The sequence below is a fragment of the Streptomyces sp. NPDC093097 genome (assembly GCF_044754325.1).
Classification (GTDB): Bacteria; Actinomycetota; Actinomycetes; order Streptomycetales; family Streptomycetaceae; genus Streptomyces.
In genome coordinates, this window is the sequence record NZ_JBIVOW010000005.1 from 395,524 (window position 1) to 412,666 (window position 17,143).

Here is a 17,143-nt window from a genome sequence, read left to right on the forward strand (position 1 = left end):
GGCGCGCAAATGAGCGGCACCACCGAGGACTTGAGCCAGAAGAACAACAAACGGAACCAGCAGTCGGAGGGCCCCAACGGCGGGAAGAAGACTGACGGACGAGGACGACCATGCACCGCCTGCTAGCGCGCATCATCGCCGACCAGCCGACCGGACCGGCACCGGAAACCGCCGGCCCTGACGACCACTCCGTCAACTGCCCTTTCGGCGGGCATGACATGGAGCGCGTCGCACCCACGGTGTGGAACTGCGAGAAGGACGGCGTGACCCTCATCGCCCACGCGCCGGCCCACCGGCTGACGTTGAGTGACGAATGACGGTGGGATCGGCGCTTTCCAACAAAACCGAGGGGTCCGTCGCCGTTGCCGGGCTACCCGTAGTGCTGGGCGACGACATCGGCCTGGACGGCGTTGTCGGCGGCGTTGGTGGAATAGCCGGCGGTCATCACGCCCTCGAAGAAGGACCCGGTGCAGAGCCGGCCGCGGTAGGCGGCGAACAGCGCGCGGGCGGGGCTGTAGGCGGCGACGCAGGGGGTCTTGGCGGCGGCGTAGATGTCGCACGGCCGCGACGACGCGGCCTGGTCGTGGGGGTCCTGGGCGGCGGTGGCCTGCGGCGACTTGCAGGCCGCGAGCAGGACCAAGGTCGCTGCGGCCGCGCAGGTGCGCAGCCACCGGTGGTGTGGTCGGTCAGGGGCGCTCAACGAGTCTTTGCAACCTGGCACGTCGATGCACCGTAGGGGGATTGCCGAGCGGCTGTCCAGGGCTTGTGGCCAACTGCCTGCGGCCTACGGGCAGTTCTGCTGGGATTCCTGGAACTCCGCCACGGCCCCACCGTGCACATGAGACCACTCGGTCAACACGGCGATCGGCGGCAACAGCGTCCGGCCCAGGTCGGTCAGCGCGTACGCGACCTTCCCGCCCACGGCGTGCCGTTCGACCAGTCCGTATCCCTGCAACCGCCGCAGCGTCTGGGTCAGCATCTTCCGCGAGATCCCGCCGATCAGGCCGGCCAACTCGCCGTGTCTGCGGGGTTGCCGGCTCAACGCGTAGAGCACGACCACAGCCCACTTGTCGGCGATGATCTCGACCGCCAGCCGGGCAGGGCAGTCGGCGAGGAAAACGCTCCCGGGATACGCAGCCACGCCCCGACGGTACCCCGTCGCCAGGAACCCGGAGGTACCCGGCGCCTCACTAGCGTCCCCAGCGGAAGCCACCGAGGGAGGGAACCTGATGGACGCAGAGATCGACTGGCCGGGCGGGCGGAAGGTCGCCGCGCTGATCACGGTCGCGTTGGAGTTGTGGTCCCCCGGGCACTGGCCCGCCTACGCGCCGATGGCCGCGGCGTGGCCGTTGCCCGGCGCGGAGGACGCGCACAGCGCCTCATGGGTGAACTACGGTGTCACCACGGGCATTTGGCGACTTCTCGATGTCCTCGGTGACCTGCCTGCCACCGTCGGCGCCAACGGCCTCGTCGCCGAACGGCACCCCGAGACCGTGGCGGCCGTCCACGACGCGGGGCACGAGATCGCCGCACACTCCTGGGCGCAGGACGTCGTACCGGCACTGCTCGACGTCGAGGCCGAGCGGGACAACATCCGCCGCTGTACCGACGTCCTCAGCCACGTCACCGGCGTCCGCCCGACGGGGTGGATGAGCCCACGCGCCACCGGATCGAGGCACACCTCCGACCTGCTCACCGAGGCCGGCTACCGCTGGACCGGCGACCACGGCGACCACGACCTCCCGCGGATTCTGCCCACGGCCCACGGGCCCCTGGTCTCCCTCATGCACGGCGACCACTCCGACGTCCGCAGCGCGGCGGCGGGCCCGCATGCCTACCGCGAGCTGCACCTGGAGCTGCTGGACCAGCTGCTCGCCGCGCCGGGCCCCGGCGTCTTCCACCTCACCGTGCACGCCCACGTCGGCGGCCGACCGCTCCTGGCGGGCATGGTCGCCCAGATCCTCGACCGCCTCCGCGAGTCCGACGCCGTCTGGGTCGCCACCCACGCGCAGCTGGCCGAGCACGTCCTCACACCTCAGGGAAGGAAGTCATGACCCGTTACCTCGTCGTCGGCGGCACCGGCGCGATGGGCAGCCACGTGATCCGGCGCCTGCTCGCCACCACCGACGCCGCCCTCACCGTCCCCACCCGCGATCCGGAATCCGCCCACGCCACCGCCCTCGCCGCCACCGCGCCCGACCGCGTGCGACTCGTCCGCTTCGACCCGGCGAACGTCCACCCCCTGGTCGAGAACGCCGACCGCGCCTTTCTCAACACCGACTTCTTCGCGACCGGCAGCGCCGTCGGGGAGTACCGGCAAGGTGTGGACCTGCTGGCCGCCGCCAGGGCGGCGGGCGTGGCACGAGTCATCTGGTCCTCGCTGGACAGCGCGGTGTCCCTGACCGGCCGCCCCGTCCCGCACTTCGACAGCAAGGCCGCCGTCGCCGCCCACATCAACCTGATGCGGTCCGAGGAAATGCTCCGCCAGGAGTCCGACGGCTGGTACACGCACCACGTGTCGGTGCTGACCACCGCCCCGTACTTCGAGAATCTGCGCTCTCGCCTGGCTCCCCGACCGGACGGCCGCGGAGGCATGCACTTCAGGCTCCCCCTCGGCACCGCCCGCTACCCGCTCATCGCCCTCGACGACATCGCCTGGTTCACCGGCCACATCTTCGACAACTGGCAGTCCTGGGGTGCCCGCGACCTTTCAGTGATCGGCGACAGCCTCACCGGCGAGCAGCTCGCCACCACCTTCACGCACGTCACCGGCGTTCCCAGCACCTACACCCCGATGCCGCACGCCGAACTGCGCTCCGCCCTCCCCGACTTCGGCCACGACTACGCCGCCATGTTTCAGTTCTTCGCCGACCGAGACCTCTACGTCCGCGACCGGGACCTCACCCTCCTACGCCGCCTGCATCCCGACTTGATGACCTTCGAGGACTGGCTTCGTCGCACTGGGTGGAGGGGGGTTTGACCCCGCTGGGTCCAAGCGGCCCCCTTCGCCATGGCTGGGAAGGGGGCCGCCGCTCCGCTGCGATCACGGTGCGCTCCAGGGTCAGTTGGAGAACACGTTGCCCTTGACGGCCGCGATGAACGCGGTGAAAGACACAGCGGAGAGGGAGAGGGCCGGACCCTCCGGCGCCTTACTGTCCCGAACCGGGACGACGCCGTGCGTGGACCGCGTCCGCATCAGCCGGCCGAGCGCAGGTCGTCGGAGCGCACCAGGCGGATGCCGCAGAAGTCCTTGGGCGGGTCCGGCATTTCGGGGACCAAGTGGTCGGGGCGGAGGAACCTGCGGACCCAGTCTGTGATGTACGAGTACGCCACGAAGAGATAACCGGCCAGCCAGCGGCGGAACAGTCGGGGTAGGCGGGGGCGGCCGCCGTCCCGGGAAAGGACCACGTGTGTCTGGGTGATGAGCTTGCCGATGCTCGCGCCGACCACGCGGGTCAGGAGGACATGGTTGACGAAGGAGAACCCGACGGCCGCGCACAGCCCGATGTTTGCTCCGTGCCGGGGATTGCCGGCGAGTCCGAAGCCGAGGATGACGATAGCCGCGGCCAGTGTGCCGTCGATCGCGGCCGTCCAGAATCGGCGGTACTTGCTGACGGCTTCGGGAACGTTCGGAGCAGGAGCCGGAGCCGGAACTTGGGGGGCGGTCGGCTGGTACTGGTACGGAGTGGGCGGCTGTGGATCCGTCGGCTGGTACCCGTACTGTCCCTGGGGCGGCGGAGCCTGCTGATACGGGTACGGCTGCTGATAAGGCTGCGGTGGCTGCTGGTTGTACTGAGGGTATTGCTGCGGAGGGAAGGCTTGGCCTGACATGGCAAGGATCCTTACACGGCGCCGGCGCGGGCGTCAGATGCTCATCGCCTTGTGACACGCAGTGGCACAGAAGCCGCGCAAGTGCTTTCAGCGGTCCAGGCCGATGCGGACGCCGAGGGGCGCCTGGACTGGAGCCAGGCCGGCGTGGATTCCACCTCCTGCCGCGCTCACCAGCACGCCGCAGGCGCCCCCAAGGCGGCACCCGCCAGTGGGCCAAAAAAAGGGGTGCCATCCCACCATCGTGCGGACGAGGGACTCGGGCGCTCTCGTCACGCCGGGCCAGTCTCACGACGGCGCTGTCCTCGAGGCCGTCGTCGAGCAGATCCGAGTTGTCTCGTCGAGGCGGCGGGCGCCCCCGCACCCGACCCGACGCGATCAGCGCGGACAAGGCGTACTCGTCCCACCGCATACGCTCCTACCTGCGGAGACGGCAGATCCCGCAGGCCATCCCGGAGAAGAAGGACCCGGCTCGCCACCGCGTGGCTCGCGGCTCGGCCGGTGGCCGCCCGCCCGGCTCCGACCGCGCCGCATACAAACGTCGGAATGAAGTTGAGCGCACCATAAACAAGCTCAAGACCTTCCGTGCCGTGGCCACGAGGTACGACAAGCGCGCCTACGTGTTCCACGGCACCGTCACCGTCGCAGCCATCCGGCTCTGGCTCCGAGCGTGACCGCCCGACGAGTTCAACGCATCCAGCCGGGCGTTTCGACGCCCGTGAAGTCATTCCAGGCACGGCAGTAGGCACGGGACTCCGGGCCCACGTCCGCCCAGACAGAACTGAGATCGAACCCATTGTCCCAGGCGTTCAGCAGCGCCTCGAAGAACCCGGTAGCAACAGCCTCCCCGTCCTCATGACTGCCCTCCGCCTGAATCCGCTCCAAAAGTTGAAGTACCCGCCGGCTCTGCTCTGGAATGAACTCAGCGGACTGTTCGCCAAAGACTCTCCCGAGAGCCCCCAGCCGAACCGTCAGCGGCGGAACGTCATCCTCGTCCTCCTCCACCATGTCGGCCGCAGGGCCTCGCCAGGCAACAATCCCGGCACGGTCAGCATTCGCCAGGACCTCGCTGACGCCGATCAGTTCCTCCCACCACGGCGGGGTAGCCACCTGTAACCTCCCTACATCTGTACTGATTCAGTTCATTGCATCCCTCACCGCCTGAATCAGACCATCAGTGGCCCCCCTGTCACCCGCCCGCGACCCGCCGGACACGCCCTAGCACGGCCTAAGCAGTCCAAGCTGCCCATCAGAGGCGAAACCGTACACCTCGCCCCCGGCCCCGCCTTCCCCTGCCCGCTCGGAGCCTTCCCTCACACCCCGGGCGCGGAACGCACGGCAATTCCGTTCCGCTCGAACAACGCCGCCGTCACCCCGTCACCGGACACCAACTCGCCGCTGAACGACCCGTCGTAGACCGCACCGCGTCCGCACGAGGGACTGCGCGGCATCAACAACGCCTCGGTGCACCCGGCGTTCCGCGCCGCCGCCAGCGCACGTCGCGCTCCGTCCACGAACTCGGCCGTCACCTCACGCCCCGTGTCCTCGACGACCCGCGCCGTCCCGTCCAGCACGTCGTGCCCGTCACCGCCCACCAGTTCGGCAGGCCGCCGCGGTGTGGTGAGCCCGCCCGCGACCTCGGGGCAGAACGAGACCACCTCACGGCCGGCCACCGCCTCCTCGATCGTCGGCGACGCCTTGTCCCGCCCGTCGAACCGGCAGGGCACCCCGCGCAGGCACGCGCTGACCAGGATTGCTTCCATACCGCCAGGCTAGCCGCAGCGCCTACCGGTGCGCTGCCGGTTTCCCTGACTCGCAGGAGGTGACGGAGCAGGAGGGACCCGGCTCGGCTGTGCATCTGCCCCATGATCCGCTTGCCCGCACTCGGGCGAGTGCGGGCCCAGCGGTGCAGGGGGCGCGAGCGTTACAACTGCCGGTCCCCCTGCCAGGTGAGGGACGTGAGCGCGGCCAGACCACCGTTTGCCAGGCCTTTGTAGGTCACCGTCCGGGCAGGGCCGAGCTCGTGGGCGACGCGTCGCGCCAACTCTGCCCCTTCGTGGAACAGCCGCTCCCACTCGGCGTCGTACTTGCCGGCCTCCCGGTCCCGCACGTCCAGGTTGAGTGTGGTGTCGATGGTCTTCGCCCACGTGGACAGAGCGGCGACGAGGCCATCGGACAGGGGCAGCGCGGCGGCGGGATCGTCGGGAAAGAAGTCCCCGAAGCCCTCCGAGCGCAGCGGACCGAACGTGAACTCGCCCTCCACCGTGAGGTGGACCGGGTGCGGCGGTGTGCCGTGGCTGTCGCGCTCCCAGAGCAGGCGGTCACAGCCCCAGCACGCCCACTTCGCCGTTCTGTGGCGCTCGTCCCAGTAGCGCACCGCCCACGACGGCCCGAGGTGCCGTGCCAGTCGCTGGGCGATCGCCAGCCCCTGCTTGACGTGTTTGCGCAGGTCCGGGCGGGAGGCGAAGCCCCCCGGCGGGCGGGACAGCGACCAGGAGCGCAGTGCGTCGGCCAGATCCGCCGGGAGGAGCAGCCGGTCATCGTCCAGCGCGAGGTGGCGGGTGAAGGCGCCGAGGTCCTCGTGGGCCCCGGGCTCCTCCGGCTCGTACAGCGCGGACGGCTCACCACGGGCCTGAACGAGCACGTAGTGCGGTTCTTCGAAGGTCATGCGGGGTCAGCTCCGATCACGGATCCGTTGCCGCCCAGGCTAACGGCCACGCACCGGCTCTCACCGTGGAAAACGACCTCGCGGATCGGTCTGCCAGCCCCCTGGGCGGCGCCCCCTCGTGCCCTCGGTCAGGGCCTTTCCCGAGGTCGAGCGTCGCCCCTGTCCAAGCGATCTGTCCGCTACCCATGGGGAGTTGGTCGAACCGGTACTGTCTGACCGGCGGCCAGACGTACGCCGTCGCGCAGAGGTAGCTTGACGCGAAGCTCAGCGGGGCGGGAGGAGTGCGGGCGTGGAATTGGAGCTTCGGCACCTGAGAGTGCTGTGTGCGATCGCCGATGCCGGGAGCGTGGGTCGGGCGGCTTCGGACCTCGGGTACTCGCAGCCGGCCATGAGCACCCAACTCCAGCGGATCGAGCAGCACTTCGGCCAGCCGCTGTTCAAGCGGAACGCCTCGGGTGTGGAGCTGACGCGGTACGGCACGGAGGTCCTGGCCCAGGCCCGTGACGTCCTCACCCGGGCCGCTGCCATAGGGCGCCCGGCCGAAGACGGTGCGAGGACCCGCCGATCCCTCCGGCTGGCCGCGACCAACTCGCCGGTCCTGGCCGGCATGCTCATCCGGCTCCGGAGCCGACTGCCCGATTTCGCGCTCACGGTGAGCAGTGTGTATCCGTCGTCGGAGATCGTCGAACTCCTGGAGCACGGTGCGGTGGACGCCGCGATCGCCGCGGACTATCCCGGGCGCGAACTGCGGCACTCGGCCGCCGTGGCGCACCGCGGAGTGGTCACCGAGCCGTCCTTCGTCGCCCTGCCGGCCGGGCACCGGCTCCGGCACTGTCCGGAGGTGGCGCTCGCCGACCTGGCCGACGACGCGTGGTTCCTGACCCCGGACGACGGAGCGGGCTGGCCCGGGGTGTTCTACGAGGCCTGCCGGGCGGCCGGATTCACCCCGGCGGCGGTCCATGAATTCCTGGGCGACCAGGGGCAGTTACAGAACATGATCGCGGAAGGCATCGGGGTCGCCGTCGTGCAGGCGACGCTCCGGCCGATCCCCGACGTCCTCGTCAAACCGCTGGTCGGCACCCCCCTGTGGTGCCGTTACGTGCTGGCCTGGCGACGCAAGAGCCCTGCCGACGAGGTCGCGGACACGCTCTTCGCCTCCGCCGCCGAGGCGTACCGCACGCTCATCGCGCAGTCACCGCACTTCCGGACCTGGGCCTCGCGTACCTGGAGTGTGGCCGGGCGCTGGTAGGTACTCCGGGAGCGCCCCGGTGGCCTCGCTGCCGGCTGCCGGCGAGGCCGTCCAGCCGGATGTTATGGCCAATTGGGGCCATGTGCTATGTCACACCTTATTGTCGGCGGTCAGTCGCGCTGAGAAGGTGCCACACGCGCCTCAGCTCGATCCCAAGGCGCATCTGCCCACGAAGGAGCACGGATGCGTTACCGCTTCCCCCTGCCCAGAAGTCTGGCCGGCGGCCTGGCCGCCTGCGTCACCACAGCCGGCCTGCTCGCCGCGCCGGCACTGACCGCACCGGCACTGGCCGCGCCGCAGGCGCCGGCCGCCACCACCGCCCGGACCACCCCCCACTCCATACCGCCGACCGGCCCGGCAGTCGGCGCGAACGAACGGCCCGCGCAACAGGGCCGATCGGTCGGCGTCACCCAGCTCCGCCCGCTCAACGCGAAGAATCCCCCCACTTCTTCGACTGCTGCGGCACGGCACAAAGGCACGCAGCACGGCGCGGGCTCGTGCAGTCCGTCCGACTTCGGCGGCCGGACCGGAGCCGACCTGGTCACGTTCGTCAAGGCCTCGGAGACGGCCTGCGTCAACACCCTGTTCAGCGTCAGCGGCAAAGACGCACACGACATCTTCCGCGAAGAGCAGATGGTGACCGTGGCCAACGCCTTCAAGGACGCGGCCGCGGCGTACCCCGGCGACAACAAGGAAAACGCATTGCAGCTGGTGCTGTTCCTGCGCGCCGGCTACTACGTGCAGTACGGCCATCCGGACGATGTCGGAAAGTACGGCCCGACGCTGGCAACGGCCATCGAAGGCAGCCTGGACACCTTCTTCGCCAACTCGCACTCCAAGGACGTCACTTCGGGCAACGGCGACGTCCTGGGCGAGGTCTTGATCCTCACGGACAGCGCCAACGAGCAGGCCCGCTACCTGAACGTCTACAAGCAGTTCCTCAGCGGGTACAACAGCTCCTACGACTCCCTCCCCAGCATGCTGGCCGCCGTCAACGACGTCTACACGCCTCTCTGGCGCGGAAACTGGAACCCCGACTACGTCAAGGCGGTCACGGCCGACCCGAGCATCGTCGACACCCTCGACAAGTTCGCACTCGACCACCTGGACCTGCTGGGCAAGGAGAACTCCTACCTCGACTCCAACGCCGGCATGAACGTCGCGCGGTACGTCGAGCACCAGGAGCTTCGGGACAAAGTCAAGCCGCTCATGAAGGGCCTGCTGGACGCCTCGAAGATCACCGGCCCGACCGCGTCCCTGTGGGTCACCGTCGCCTCCAACGCCGCCGCCTACGACAGGGACAACTGCTCGTTCTACGGCGTCTGCAACCTGCCCGACCAGCTGGCCAAGGCCGCGCTGCCGATCAGCCACCCCTGCGACGCGACGCACACCATCAAGGCGCAGTCGCTGACCTCGGACGAGCTCAACGCCGCCTGCACCAGCCTGCTGAGCCAGGACCCGTTCTTCCGGAACGTCGTGAAGAACAACGGCCCGATCCCCGACCAGCACGAATCGACCATCCAGCTCGTGGTGTTCGGCAGTCGCAACGACTACCAGACCTACGCCGGGGCCATCTTCGGCGTCGACACCAACAACGGCGGCATCACCTTGATCGGGGACCCGACCAAAGCCGACAACAAGCCGATGTCCCTCATGTACCAGAGGAGCGACGACAACGGCTTCCCGGCCCGGATCTGGAACCTCAACCACGAGTACACGCACTACCTCGACGCCCGTGACGACATGAAGGGCGACTTCGCCCAGCAGACGTCGGTTCCGGACGTCTGGTGGATAGAGGGCCTCGCCGAGTACGTCTCGTACACCTACCGCAAGAAGACCGACGACGAGGCGGTCAGCGAGGCGGGCAAGCACACCTACAAGCTCAGCACCCTGTTCCAGACCACCTACAGCAACACCGACACCACTCGCACCTACCCCTGGGGCTACCTCGCGGCCCGCTACATGATCGAGAAGCACCCCGATGACGTCGCCAACATCCTCGGACACTTCCGGACCGGCGACTACCAGGGCGGCTACGCGGTCTACAACTCCACCATCGGCACACGCTACGACGCCGACTTCGACTCCTGGCTCACCGCCTGCGCGGGCGGTGCCTGCGCCGCCCAGCCCGGGGCGAAGACCGCGCCGTCGGCACACCTGACGCCGGTCCGACCGTCCCACTGACCGACAGCTCCACCCGGCCCGGCGGCGGCACACCCGCACCGCACGGCCATGGCCCTTCGACGGCCGGCGCCTTCCCCACAGCCGCCGGCCGTCGGAGGGCCTCACCGATCGCCGGTCACGGCAGTAGCCCGGCGTCGGCAGGACAAGGTCCTTCACCGCGGCTTCGGCCCGTCGGTGTCGCTCCCACTTCCGCGGCCGCTGCCGCGCAGCCTGCCGGCCGCGCCTCACGTGCCGATCGCCCTGCTCCGGGGCCGAGCCGCATCGCCTCCGACCCGTGTGCGCCGCCTTCGGGGCGCTCTTTTCCCCTCGGGTGGTGAGGGACGCGCGTCGCCGGGGAACCGATGGTTCCGAGACGATCGACACCGCGAGGAGTGTTCCGTATGACCAAGATTCTCATCGTCGCCGGTGACGCCAGCGAGGACCTGGAGTTCTTCTACCCGTACCAGCGGCTGCTGGAGGAGGGCTACGAGGTCCACGTCGCGGCACCATCGCGCAAGAAACTGCGGTTCGTCACGCACGACTTCGTCGAGGGCTTCGACACCTACACGGAGACGGCGGGCCATTCCTGGCCGGCCGACCTGGCGCTGTCCGAGGTCGATCCGACGGAGTACGCGGCACTGGTCCTGCCCGGTGGACGGGGGCCCGAATACCTGCGGCACGACCCGCACTTCGGCCGTGTGGTCGGCCACTTCTTCGACGTGGACAAGCCGGTCGCGCACATCTGCCACGCGGCCCTCATGCTGGCTCCGCTCGGGGTGTTGAAGGGCCGCCGGACGTCCGCCTATCCGGCCTGCTCCTCGGAGGTGGAGCTCGGCGGCGGGGTCTTCGTGGACGGCCCGGCGGTGGTGGACGGCAAGGTGGTGTCGGCCCGCGCCTGGCCGGACCACCCGAAGTGGATGCGGGCGTTCATGGACGTCCTGCGGGAGCACGCACCGGCGGAGAGGCCCGCGGGGAGCTGACGCGACGGTGCGGGGCGGGCCGCGACCCGCCCCGGAACCGCCGCGGTCAGAGCACCGGCAGCGCAGCGGGGGAAACCGGAGACCTCAACACACCACCCGTCCCAGGTGAGTTGACAGAGTCCTACGAGCGGATCATCCACGGATGTTCCGGCCACCGCAGCCACGAAATCCGGCCCGATCACGACCGCCTACGTCGAGGCCGACAACCACAGCGTCACCACCGTCGGCACGTACACCCTGGCCTCGAACGGTGCCGACGTGTTCGGCATCGCCTTCGCCCTCCCCGACATCGACTTCAGTGAGCCCCGCGTCCCACCTCACCACCACCGCAGCGAAATAGCCACTAACTCCAAAAGAGTTCATCAATGGCTATCTTGTGCGTGTTGTGACCGTTATGCCGCATACGGTGGCCGTGCGTGGCGGTCACGGTGTCCTGGCCGCCGGAAGGGACGGATGTGGAGGGTAGTGACCGTGGCGATGAGCCGCGCCGACCGGAGCCCGACAGACCGGAGGGGCGGGCCGGCGGCGGTCCGCAGCCACCAGACGGTGCTGCGGAGCGCCCCGCCGGCCGCCCGGCGAGCCGCCCTTCCGACCGCACCGGAGCGACCGCCGAACGGCGTGCCGCCGCGCCTCGTCGGCCGATCGCGCTGCCGAGTACTCCGCCACCGGGCCCCGCGCGCCCGGGTTTCTGGCGCAGCCCTCTGCGGGGGCCCTGGCTGACCTCGGTGTTCGGCCTGGTCCTGCTGATCGGCATCACCGTGATGTTCGTGACCGGGCTGCTGTCGTATGCCGCCTACAACCCGAACCTCGCACCGAGCAACGACCACACGCCGGACAAGGGCTGGCTGGGCTTCTACCTCTTCCCCTGGCCGACCCGGCCCTACTGGCTCTACCGCCTGACCCAGGGAGTCCACGTCACCCTGGGCGTGGTGCTCATCCCCGTCCTGCTGGCGAAGCTGTGGTCGGTCATTCCGAAGCTGTTCGCATGGCCACCGCTGCGGTCACCGCGCCACGCGCTGGAGCGGCTCTCGCTGCTGCTGCTCGTGGGCGGCGTCCTGTTCGAGTTCGTCACGGGCGTGCTCAACATCCAGCTGCACTACATCTTCCCCGGCTCCTTCTACACCCTGCACTTCTACGGTGCCTGGATCTTCATCGGCGCCTTCGTCGTACACATCGCCTTCCGCATCCCCACCATGGCAACGGCGTTGCGCAGCCGCCGCTGGCGCAGCGAGCTACGCACCCCCACCGCGCACACCCGACCCGAACCGCCGGACGACACCGGACTGGTGACTCCCGACCCCGCACCCCCCACCATGTCCCGCCGCGGCGCGCTCGGCATGGTGGGCGCCGGGTCGCTGGCCCTGCTCATCGTGACGGCAGGTCAGAGCATCGGCGGAGCCCTCCGCAAAACCGCGCTGCTGGCGCCGCGCGGCCAGGAACCCGGCACCGGCCCCAACGGCTTCCAGGTCAACAAGCCCGCCGCGCAGGTCGGTATCCGCACCCACGACATCGGGCCTGCCTGGCGCCTGGTCCTCCGAGGCCCCGGCCAGGAACGGAGCTTCACCCGGGAACAGGTCCTGGCCCTGCCGCAGCACACGGCGGCCCTGCCGATCGCCTGTGTGGAGGGCTGGTCCACCGAGAACCAGGACTGGAGCGGCGTACGGCTACGCGACCTGGCGGCCCTGGTCGGGTTCCGGGAGAGCCCGCCCGGGGTCTTCGTCGAGTCCGCCCAGCGCACCGGAGCCTTCAGCGCCGTCCACCTGCGCGACAACCAGGTCCGCGATCCGAGGTCACTGCTGGCCCTGCGGGTCAACGGCGCGGACCTCTCCACGGACCACGGCTATCCCGCGCGGATCATCGTCCCCGCCAACCCCGGTGTGCACCAGACCAAATGGGTCACCCGCCTCACCTTCGGAGCGCCACGATGAAGGGTCCGGCACAAGGCCGGGCCAAGGGCATCCGCGCACGCTACGGCGGCTCCCTCTGGCACCTGCTGCTCGTCCTGTGCTCCTTCGCCCTGACCTGCTACGCCGGATTCCAACTGCTGCAAGGGAACCCGCTCGGCATCGCCATCTGGTTCGTGGGCGCCGCGCTCCTGCACGACCTGGTCTTCCTCCCCCTCTACACCGTCACCGACCGCGCCCTGCAGACCCTCTTCCACAAGCGCCGGGGCGAGACGGCGGCACGCCCCTCCCGTCCGGTGACCGGTCGCCTCAACTACCTCCGGGTACCGGCCTTCGTGGCCCTGCTGCTGCTCCTCGTCTGGTACCCGCTCATCCTCCGCCGGGTCCCGGGCTTCACCGGCTACACCACCCTGCCCGCCGACGTCTTCTGGGGGCGCTGGCTGCTGATCACCGCCGCGCTCTTCGCCCTCTCCGCGGTATGCCTGCTGGTCACCCTGTGGCGCGCGCGGTCCCGCCGGCCACCGGTGCGCGACGCCCGGCCGGAGAAGCCCGGATGATCCCCGGACAGGACCCGCCCGCGCGGCACCGCACCCGCTCAACTCTCCTCCCCGCACCACGCATCGCGACCGGGCACGCAGCACGGCACGAGGCCCGGCCGCGGTGCGCAGAGGGGGCCGTCCGATGAGCGTCGACGAACAGGCACCGGAGCCCGGCGCGGGCCACCGCGTCCGGCACGAGGACCCCTACGCCCACGCGCTCGCGAACGGCCGCGGCCCCCTGTACATGCGCTGTACGGACGGCGGCATCCTGCTGTCGGAGGTGGACCGCTGGTGCGCCGCACCGGACCCCGCCGACCTCAGCGTCCTGCGCCGCTGCCACGGCGCGATCCTCGACATCGGCTGCGGACCGGGCCGTCTGGTCAGCGCCCTGCGCGTACGCGGCCGCGTCGCGCTCGGCATCGACATCAGCCGCGCGGCCGTCGCGCGGACCGAGCACACCGGAGGCATCGCGCTGTGCCGGTCCGTCTTCGACAGACTTCCGGGCGAGGGACTCTGGACCACCGCCCTGCTCATGGACGGCAACATCGGTATCGGCGGCGACCCGCAGGCGCTGCTGGCGCGCATCGGCTCGCTCGTGGCTCCCGCCGGGACGCTGCTGGTGGAAGCGGCACCCCAGGACGTCGACGAAAGGCTTCACGTGCGGTTCGACGACGGCCGCGGCCACCTGGGCAGTCCCTTTCCCTGGGCCCGCGTCGGCATCCCCGCGCTGCGCCGCAAGGCGGCGGCCACCGGCTGGCGGACCGGAGACCACTGGACGCTGGACGACCGCCACTTCCTCGTCCTGCGGCAACCTCGTGGCACCGGCCCCGACCGCGGCCCGGCACCGGCCGGCAGACCGCACTGAGGCGGGCCGCCCCTTCGGGTCGCGCGGAGAGTCAATGATTCACCGTCACCAACCCGTCAGCAGAAGGTGGTTGACCAGCAGTGCGAGGGCGGCCTGCCCCGCCAGCCACCGGCCGTGCATCCGGCATGGAAGCAACGCGCAGGCAGGCAGCAACCAGAGGACGAAGGGCAGCCAGATGCGTTCCGTCTCCGCCTTGCTCATCCCGGACACGTCCGCGAGCAGCACCATGCACAAGGCCGCTCCGACCAGTACGGACAGCGCGCCGGCCCCGCTCGGTGCCGCACGCCGCATCCGCCGCACGGCCGGCCGCACCCGGGGGAAGGCACGCCCCAGCCCCGCGACCGTCGCCAGACCCACCGTCACCACCTGGGCCGCCAGGTTGGCCCAGACGAAGTAGGCGTACGGGCGTACCTTCGCGGCGCCCTGGTAGTACCGCTCGACGAGGGTCGTGTACCCCTCGGGCCACCAGAATCCCAGGGCGGTGAACCCCACCACCCAGGGCATCGCACCCGCCGCCACGTACGGCAGAGGCCGGGCGGAACGGGCCAGGAGCAGCACGGCCGCACACAGCACGACCAGGACGGTCAGCCCGTAGGAGAGATACCAGGCGAGCCCCAGCAGCAGTCCGCCTCCCAGAGCCGTGAGGCGGGGCACCCGGGTGGTGCCGGTGGCCGCCAGGGCGAGCAGGGCGAGGGCCCAGGCGGAGACGCCGGCGAAATAGCCGTCGGCACTGACCCCGATCCACACCGCCGCCGGGGCCAGCACCAGGAACGGAGCCGCCAGCCGGGCCAGGCGCTCACCGCTCAGAGCCCGCACCGTCACCAGGACCGCGGCCGCGCCGGACGACCCGATGGTGATGCACCAGGCCGCGGCCCAGGCACCTCCGCCCAACCCGATCCGGTCCAGACCGACGAACGTCAGCAGCGCGCCGGGCGGGTGGCCGGCCACATGCGCGGGCCAGTTGTGCGGCGAGTCGGCCACGATGTGGTGGGTGAAGTCCCCAAGGAACGCGGGCAGTTCATGGACGTCGGCGACGGACCGCAAGTACTCCATGCTCGTGGTGAGCCGCCCGGCGACTCCCCGCTGCCAGCCGTCCACGAGCGCCAGCGACCAGATCCAGGCCATCGACCCGCCCCATACCGCCGGGACCAACGCCCGCCAGGGCAGTCGCCGCGCGGCGCGTGGGCCGTAGACCACCACGAGTGCGGCGATCACAAGTGCGGCCGGGGTCCCGGGGCCCCAGTGCGGCAACCACGACGCGTACAGCGGCGGCCACCCCAGTCGCAGAATCCCCTCGGTCCCGTAGACGGTCCGATTGACGGCGTTCCCGACGACCACCGCGAGGACGAACAGCGCCACCGCGGCCGCCACCGCCCGAAGATCGCGTACCCCGGCCCGCCTGCGTCCGGGCGCGGCCGCCGGGGCGCCATCGGCAGGCAACCCGGCCTGCTCGCCGTCCTCGCGTACGTCTCCACCGTCCTGCCGGAGCGGGCGGGCGGTCACCGGCGGTCCGTCGGTCGCAGCCGGGCCAGGGTGGCGGCGAACCGGCCGCCGGGAGCGACGGCCGCGACCCGCTCGGCATCGTCCGCGGTGTCGACGTCGCGCAGCGGCGGCAGGTCCCGCACCCGGAGCCCGGCGGCGGTCAGCCGGGCGCGCTGCGCGGCGCCGGTGTGGGCGGTGGACATGGGGACGCCTCGCAGCAGACCGGGATCGGGGGCGGCCAGGCCGAGCGCCCAGAACCCGCCGTCCTCGGCCGCCCCGAACCAGGCATCGCAGTCGTCCCAGGCCCCGATGTCCAGTGCGGGGGCCAGGAGTTGCGGGGTGACCTGAGGGGTGTCCATGCCGATGAGCACCGTCGGTCCGGCACTGTCCGCGAAGGCCGCGGCCAGCCGCTCGTCGAGGCCGCCGGTGCCCTGAGGCCGGACCTCGAAGCCCGGCGGCAACCAGTCGCCCGGCCGCCCGTCGAGGACCACCACCCGCCGCCGGGCGGGCATCGCACGGACGGCCCGGAGCGTGTCGCACAGCGCCGCCTCGGCCAACTGCGCCGCCTCATCAGGGGAATAGGGCGGCGTCAGGCGGGTCTTGACGCGTCCGGGCACCGGCTCCTTCGCGATGACCAGGACCGTCGTCGGACCGACCGGCGCGGCCGGACCGGTCGTCGTCCGCGACCGACCGGGCCGGCCGCCCGGCTCGTCCCGCGGACCCGCTGGACGCTCTGCGGGCCGGGTCATCGCGGCACCGTCTCCGGCACCCGGGCCGTCAGCGGCGGCTGGTTGAGGACGCCGCGCATATCGCGGACCGCGTACCAGGTACCGCGCCAGGTGCCGGTCACCTTCGACCGGCCGGTACGCGGCCGGTAGGGCACATCCCGCTCCTCGATGCGCCAGCCGGCGTCGGCGGCCCTGACGACCATCTGCAACGGATAGCCACTGCGGCGGTCCGTCAGATCCAGGTCGAGCAGCGCGGCGCGGCGGGCGGCGCGCAGCGGGCCGAGATCGCGCAGCCGCAGCCCGGTACGCCGGCGCAGCATCCGCGCCAGGACGAGGTTGCCGGCCCGGGCGTGCGGCGGCCAGGCACCCCGGCCCTGCGGGCGGCGGCGGCCCAGCACCAGATCGCTCTGCCCGTCGCGCACGGCGCGGACGAACGGGTCGAGCAAGGCCGGGTCGAGCGAGGCGTCACAGTCGCAGAAGCAGACGATGTCCGCGTCGGCGGCGAGCAGCCCGGCGTGAGCGGCGGCACCGAAGCCGCGCAGCGGTTCCTGGACCACGGTGGCACCGAGACCCCGGGCGATCTCGGCGGAGCCGTCGGTCGACCCGTTGTCGACGACGATGGCCCGCCAGCCGTCCGGGATGCGCTCCAGCACCCACGGCAGCGCGGCCGCCTCGTCCAGGCAGGGCAGCACGACGTCCACCGACGCCGGGCGGGACCCGCCGCGCGCAGGCCCCGC

Annotated in this window: 19 protein-coding genes and 1 pseudogene; 10 read left to right on the forward strand and 10 right to left on the reverse strand. The window is 70.9% G+C overall.

Going from position 1 to position 17,143, the window contains the following annotated elements; all coding sequences use genetic code 11:
• The first annotated feature begins 110 nt into the window (after positions 1-110).
• Positions 111-317: a hypothetical protein gene (locus ACIQE0_RS11965; protein WP_402330984.1), complete on the forward strand. Its 207-nt coding sequence runs from the start codon at positions 111-113 to the stop codon at positions 315-317.
• 53 nt (positions 318-370) lie between these two features.
• Here ACIQE0_RS11965 and ACIQE0_RS11970 read toward each other — a convergent pair whose 3' ends face one another.
• Positions 371-700: an arabinofuranosidase catalytic domain-containing protein gene (locus ACIQE0_RS11970; RefSeq protein WP_402330985.1), complete on the reverse strand. Its 330-nt coding sequence runs from the start codon at positions 698-700 to the stop codon at positions 371-373.
• Positions 701-784: 84 nt separating this feature from the next.
• Positions 785-1,141 carry a winged helix-turn-helix transcriptional regulator gene (locus tag ACIQE0_RS11975; protein WP_402330987.1) on the reverse strand — a complete coding sequence of 119 codons (357 nt, stop codon included), beginning with the start codon at positions 1,139-1,141 and terminating at the stop codon, positions 785-787.
• Positions 1,142-1,229: 88 nt separating this feature from the next.
• On the opposite strand from ACIQE0_RS11975, the gene ACIQE0_RS11980 reads away from it, so the two are divergent.
• A complete protein-coding gene (locus ACIQE0_RS11980) occupies positions 1,230-2,054 on the forward strand; it encodes a polysaccharide deacetylase family protein (RefSeq protein WP_402330990.1) in 825 nt (274 codons plus the stop codon).
• On the forward strand, positions 2,051-2,980 hold the full coding sequence (locus tag ACIQE0_RS11985; protein ID WP_366333495.1) for an NmrA family NAD(P)-binding protein: 930 nt from the start codon (positions 2,051-2,053) through the stop codon (positions 2,978-2,980). Before ACIQE0_RS11980 ends, ACIQE0_RS11985 begins: the two co-directional genes overlap by 4 nt.
• Positions 2,981-3,061: 81 nt before the next feature.
• On the opposite strand, the gene ACIQE0_RS11990 is transcribed toward ACIQE0_RS11985, so the two are convergent.
• On the reverse strand, positions 3,062-3,196 hold the full coding sequence (locus ACIQE0_RS11990) for a DUF397 domain-containing protein (RefSeq protein ID WP_402330992.1): 135 nt from the start codon (positions 3,194-3,196) through the stop codon (positions 3,062-3,064).
• Entirely contained in the window at positions 3,196-3,831 is a 636-nt protein-coding gene (locus ACIQE0_RS11995; RefSeq protein ID WP_402330994.1) for an RDD family protein, read from the reverse strand. Before ACIQE0_RS11995 ends, ACIQE0_RS11990 begins: the two co-directional genes overlap by 1 nt.
• Positions 3,832-3,867: 36 nt before the next feature.
• Here ACIQE0_RS11995 and ACIQE0_RS12000 point away from each other — a divergent pair.
• A pseudogene (locus ACIQE0_RS12000) lies at positions 3,868-4,502 on the forward strand (IS5 family transposase); the annotation flags it as partial.
• Positions 4,503-4,515: 13 nt separating this feature from the next.
• Here the strand turns inward: ACIQE0_RS12000 and ACIQE0_RS12005 are convergent.
• The 3 genes from ACIQE0_RS12005 to ACIQE0_RS12015 all read right to left on the reverse strand — a co-directional run bounded on the left by ACIQE0_RS12005 (position 4,516) and on the right by ACIQE0_RS12015 (position 6,496).
• Positions 4,516-4,938, reverse strand: a complete 423-nt coding sequence (locus ACIQE0_RS12005) for a hypothetical protein (RefSeq protein WP_402330996.1) — start codon at positions 4,936-4,938, stop codon at positions 4,516-4,518.
• Positions 4,939-5,141: 203 nt separating this feature from the next.
• Positions 5,142-5,591: a DUF523 domain-containing protein gene (locus tag ACIQE0_RS12010; RefSeq protein WP_366333501.1), complete on the reverse strand. Its 450-nt coding sequence runs from the start codon at positions 5,589-5,591 to the stop codon at positions 5,142-5,144.
• A 161-nt stretch (positions 5,592-5,752) separates the two neighbouring features.
• Positions 5,753-6,496 (reverse strand): hypothetical protein, encoded by a 744-nt coding sequence (locus ACIQE0_RS12015; RefSeq protein WP_402330998.1) that lies wholly within the window; start codon positions 6,494-6,496, stop codon positions 5,753-5,755.
• Positions 6,497-6,785: 289 nt separating this feature from the next.
• Between ACIQE0_RS12015 and ACIQE0_RS12020 the strand changes: the two genes are divergently transcribed.
• The 6 genes from ACIQE0_RS12020 (at position 6,786) to ACIQE0_RS12045 (ending at position 14,196) form a co-directional block, all read left to right on the forward strand.
• Entirely contained in the window at positions 6,786-7,745 is a 960-nt protein-coding gene (locus tag ACIQE0_RS12020; protein ID WP_366333505.1) for a LysR family transcriptional regulator, read from the forward strand.
• A 183-nt stretch (positions 7,746-7,928) separates the two neighbouring features.
• Positions 7,929-9,929 carry a collagenase gene (locus ACIQE0_RS12025; RefSeq protein WP_402331000.1) on the forward strand — a complete coding sequence of 667 codons (2,001 nt, stop codon included), beginning with the start codon at positions 7,929-7,931 and terminating at the stop codon, positions 9,927-9,929.
• A 380-nt stretch (positions 9,930-10,309) separates the two neighbouring features.
• The gene (locus ACIQE0_RS12030) at positions 10,310-10,888 is read left to right on the forward strand and encodes a DJ-1/PfpI family protein (protein ID WP_366333509.1); all 579 of its coding nucleotides are present in this window, start codon (positions 10,310-10,312) and stop codon (positions 10,886-10,888) included.
• 641 nt (positions 10,889-11,529) lie between these two features.
• Positions 11,530-12,816 (forward strand): molybdopterin-dependent oxidoreductase, encoded by a 1,287-nt coding sequence (locus ACIQE0_RS12035; protein WP_402331074.1) that lies wholly within the window; start codon positions 11,530-11,532, stop codon positions 12,814-12,816.
• Positions 12,813-13,349 carry a hypothetical protein gene (locus tag ACIQE0_RS12040; RefSeq protein ID WP_366333511.1) on the forward strand — a complete coding sequence of 179 codons (537 nt, stop codon included), beginning with the start codon at positions 12,813-12,815 and terminating at the stop codon, positions 13,347-13,349. Before ACIQE0_RS12035 ends, ACIQE0_RS12040 begins: the two co-directional genes overlap by 4 nt.
• Before the next feature lie 124 nt (positions 13,350-13,473).
• A complete protein-coding gene (locus ACIQE0_RS12045; protein ID WP_366333513.1) occupies positions 13,474-14,196 on the forward strand; it encodes a methyltransferase domain-containing protein in 723 nt (240 codons plus the stop codon).
• Between the two features lie 45 nt (positions 14,197-14,241).
• Here ACIQE0_RS12045 and ACIQE0_RS12050 read toward each other — a convergent pair whose 3' ends face one another.
• Genes ACIQE0_RS12050 through ACIQE0_RS12060 form a run of 3 tightly spaced genes read right to left on the reverse strand, consistent with a single transcriptional unit; the run spans position 14,242 to position 17,107 of the window.
• Positions 14,242-15,636 (reverse strand): hypothetical protein, encoded by a 1,395-nt coding sequence (locus ACIQE0_RS12050; protein WP_402331076.1) that lies wholly within the window; start codon positions 15,634-15,636, stop codon positions 14,242-14,244.
• Between the two features lie 59 nt (positions 15,637-15,695).
• A complete protein-coding gene (locus ACIQE0_RS12055; protein WP_402331003.1) occupies positions 15,696-16,427 on the reverse strand; it encodes a DUF2064 domain-containing protein in 732 nt (243 codons plus the stop codon).
• Complete coding sequence (locus tag ACIQE0_RS12060; protein WP_402331078.1) at positions 16,424-17,107, reverse strand: glycosyltransferase family 2 protein; 684 nt, start codon at positions 17,105-17,107, stop codon at positions 16,424-16,426. Before ACIQE0_RS12060 ends, ACIQE0_RS12055 begins: the two co-directional genes overlap by 4 nt.
• Positions 17,108-17,143 lie beyond the last annotated feature (36 nt).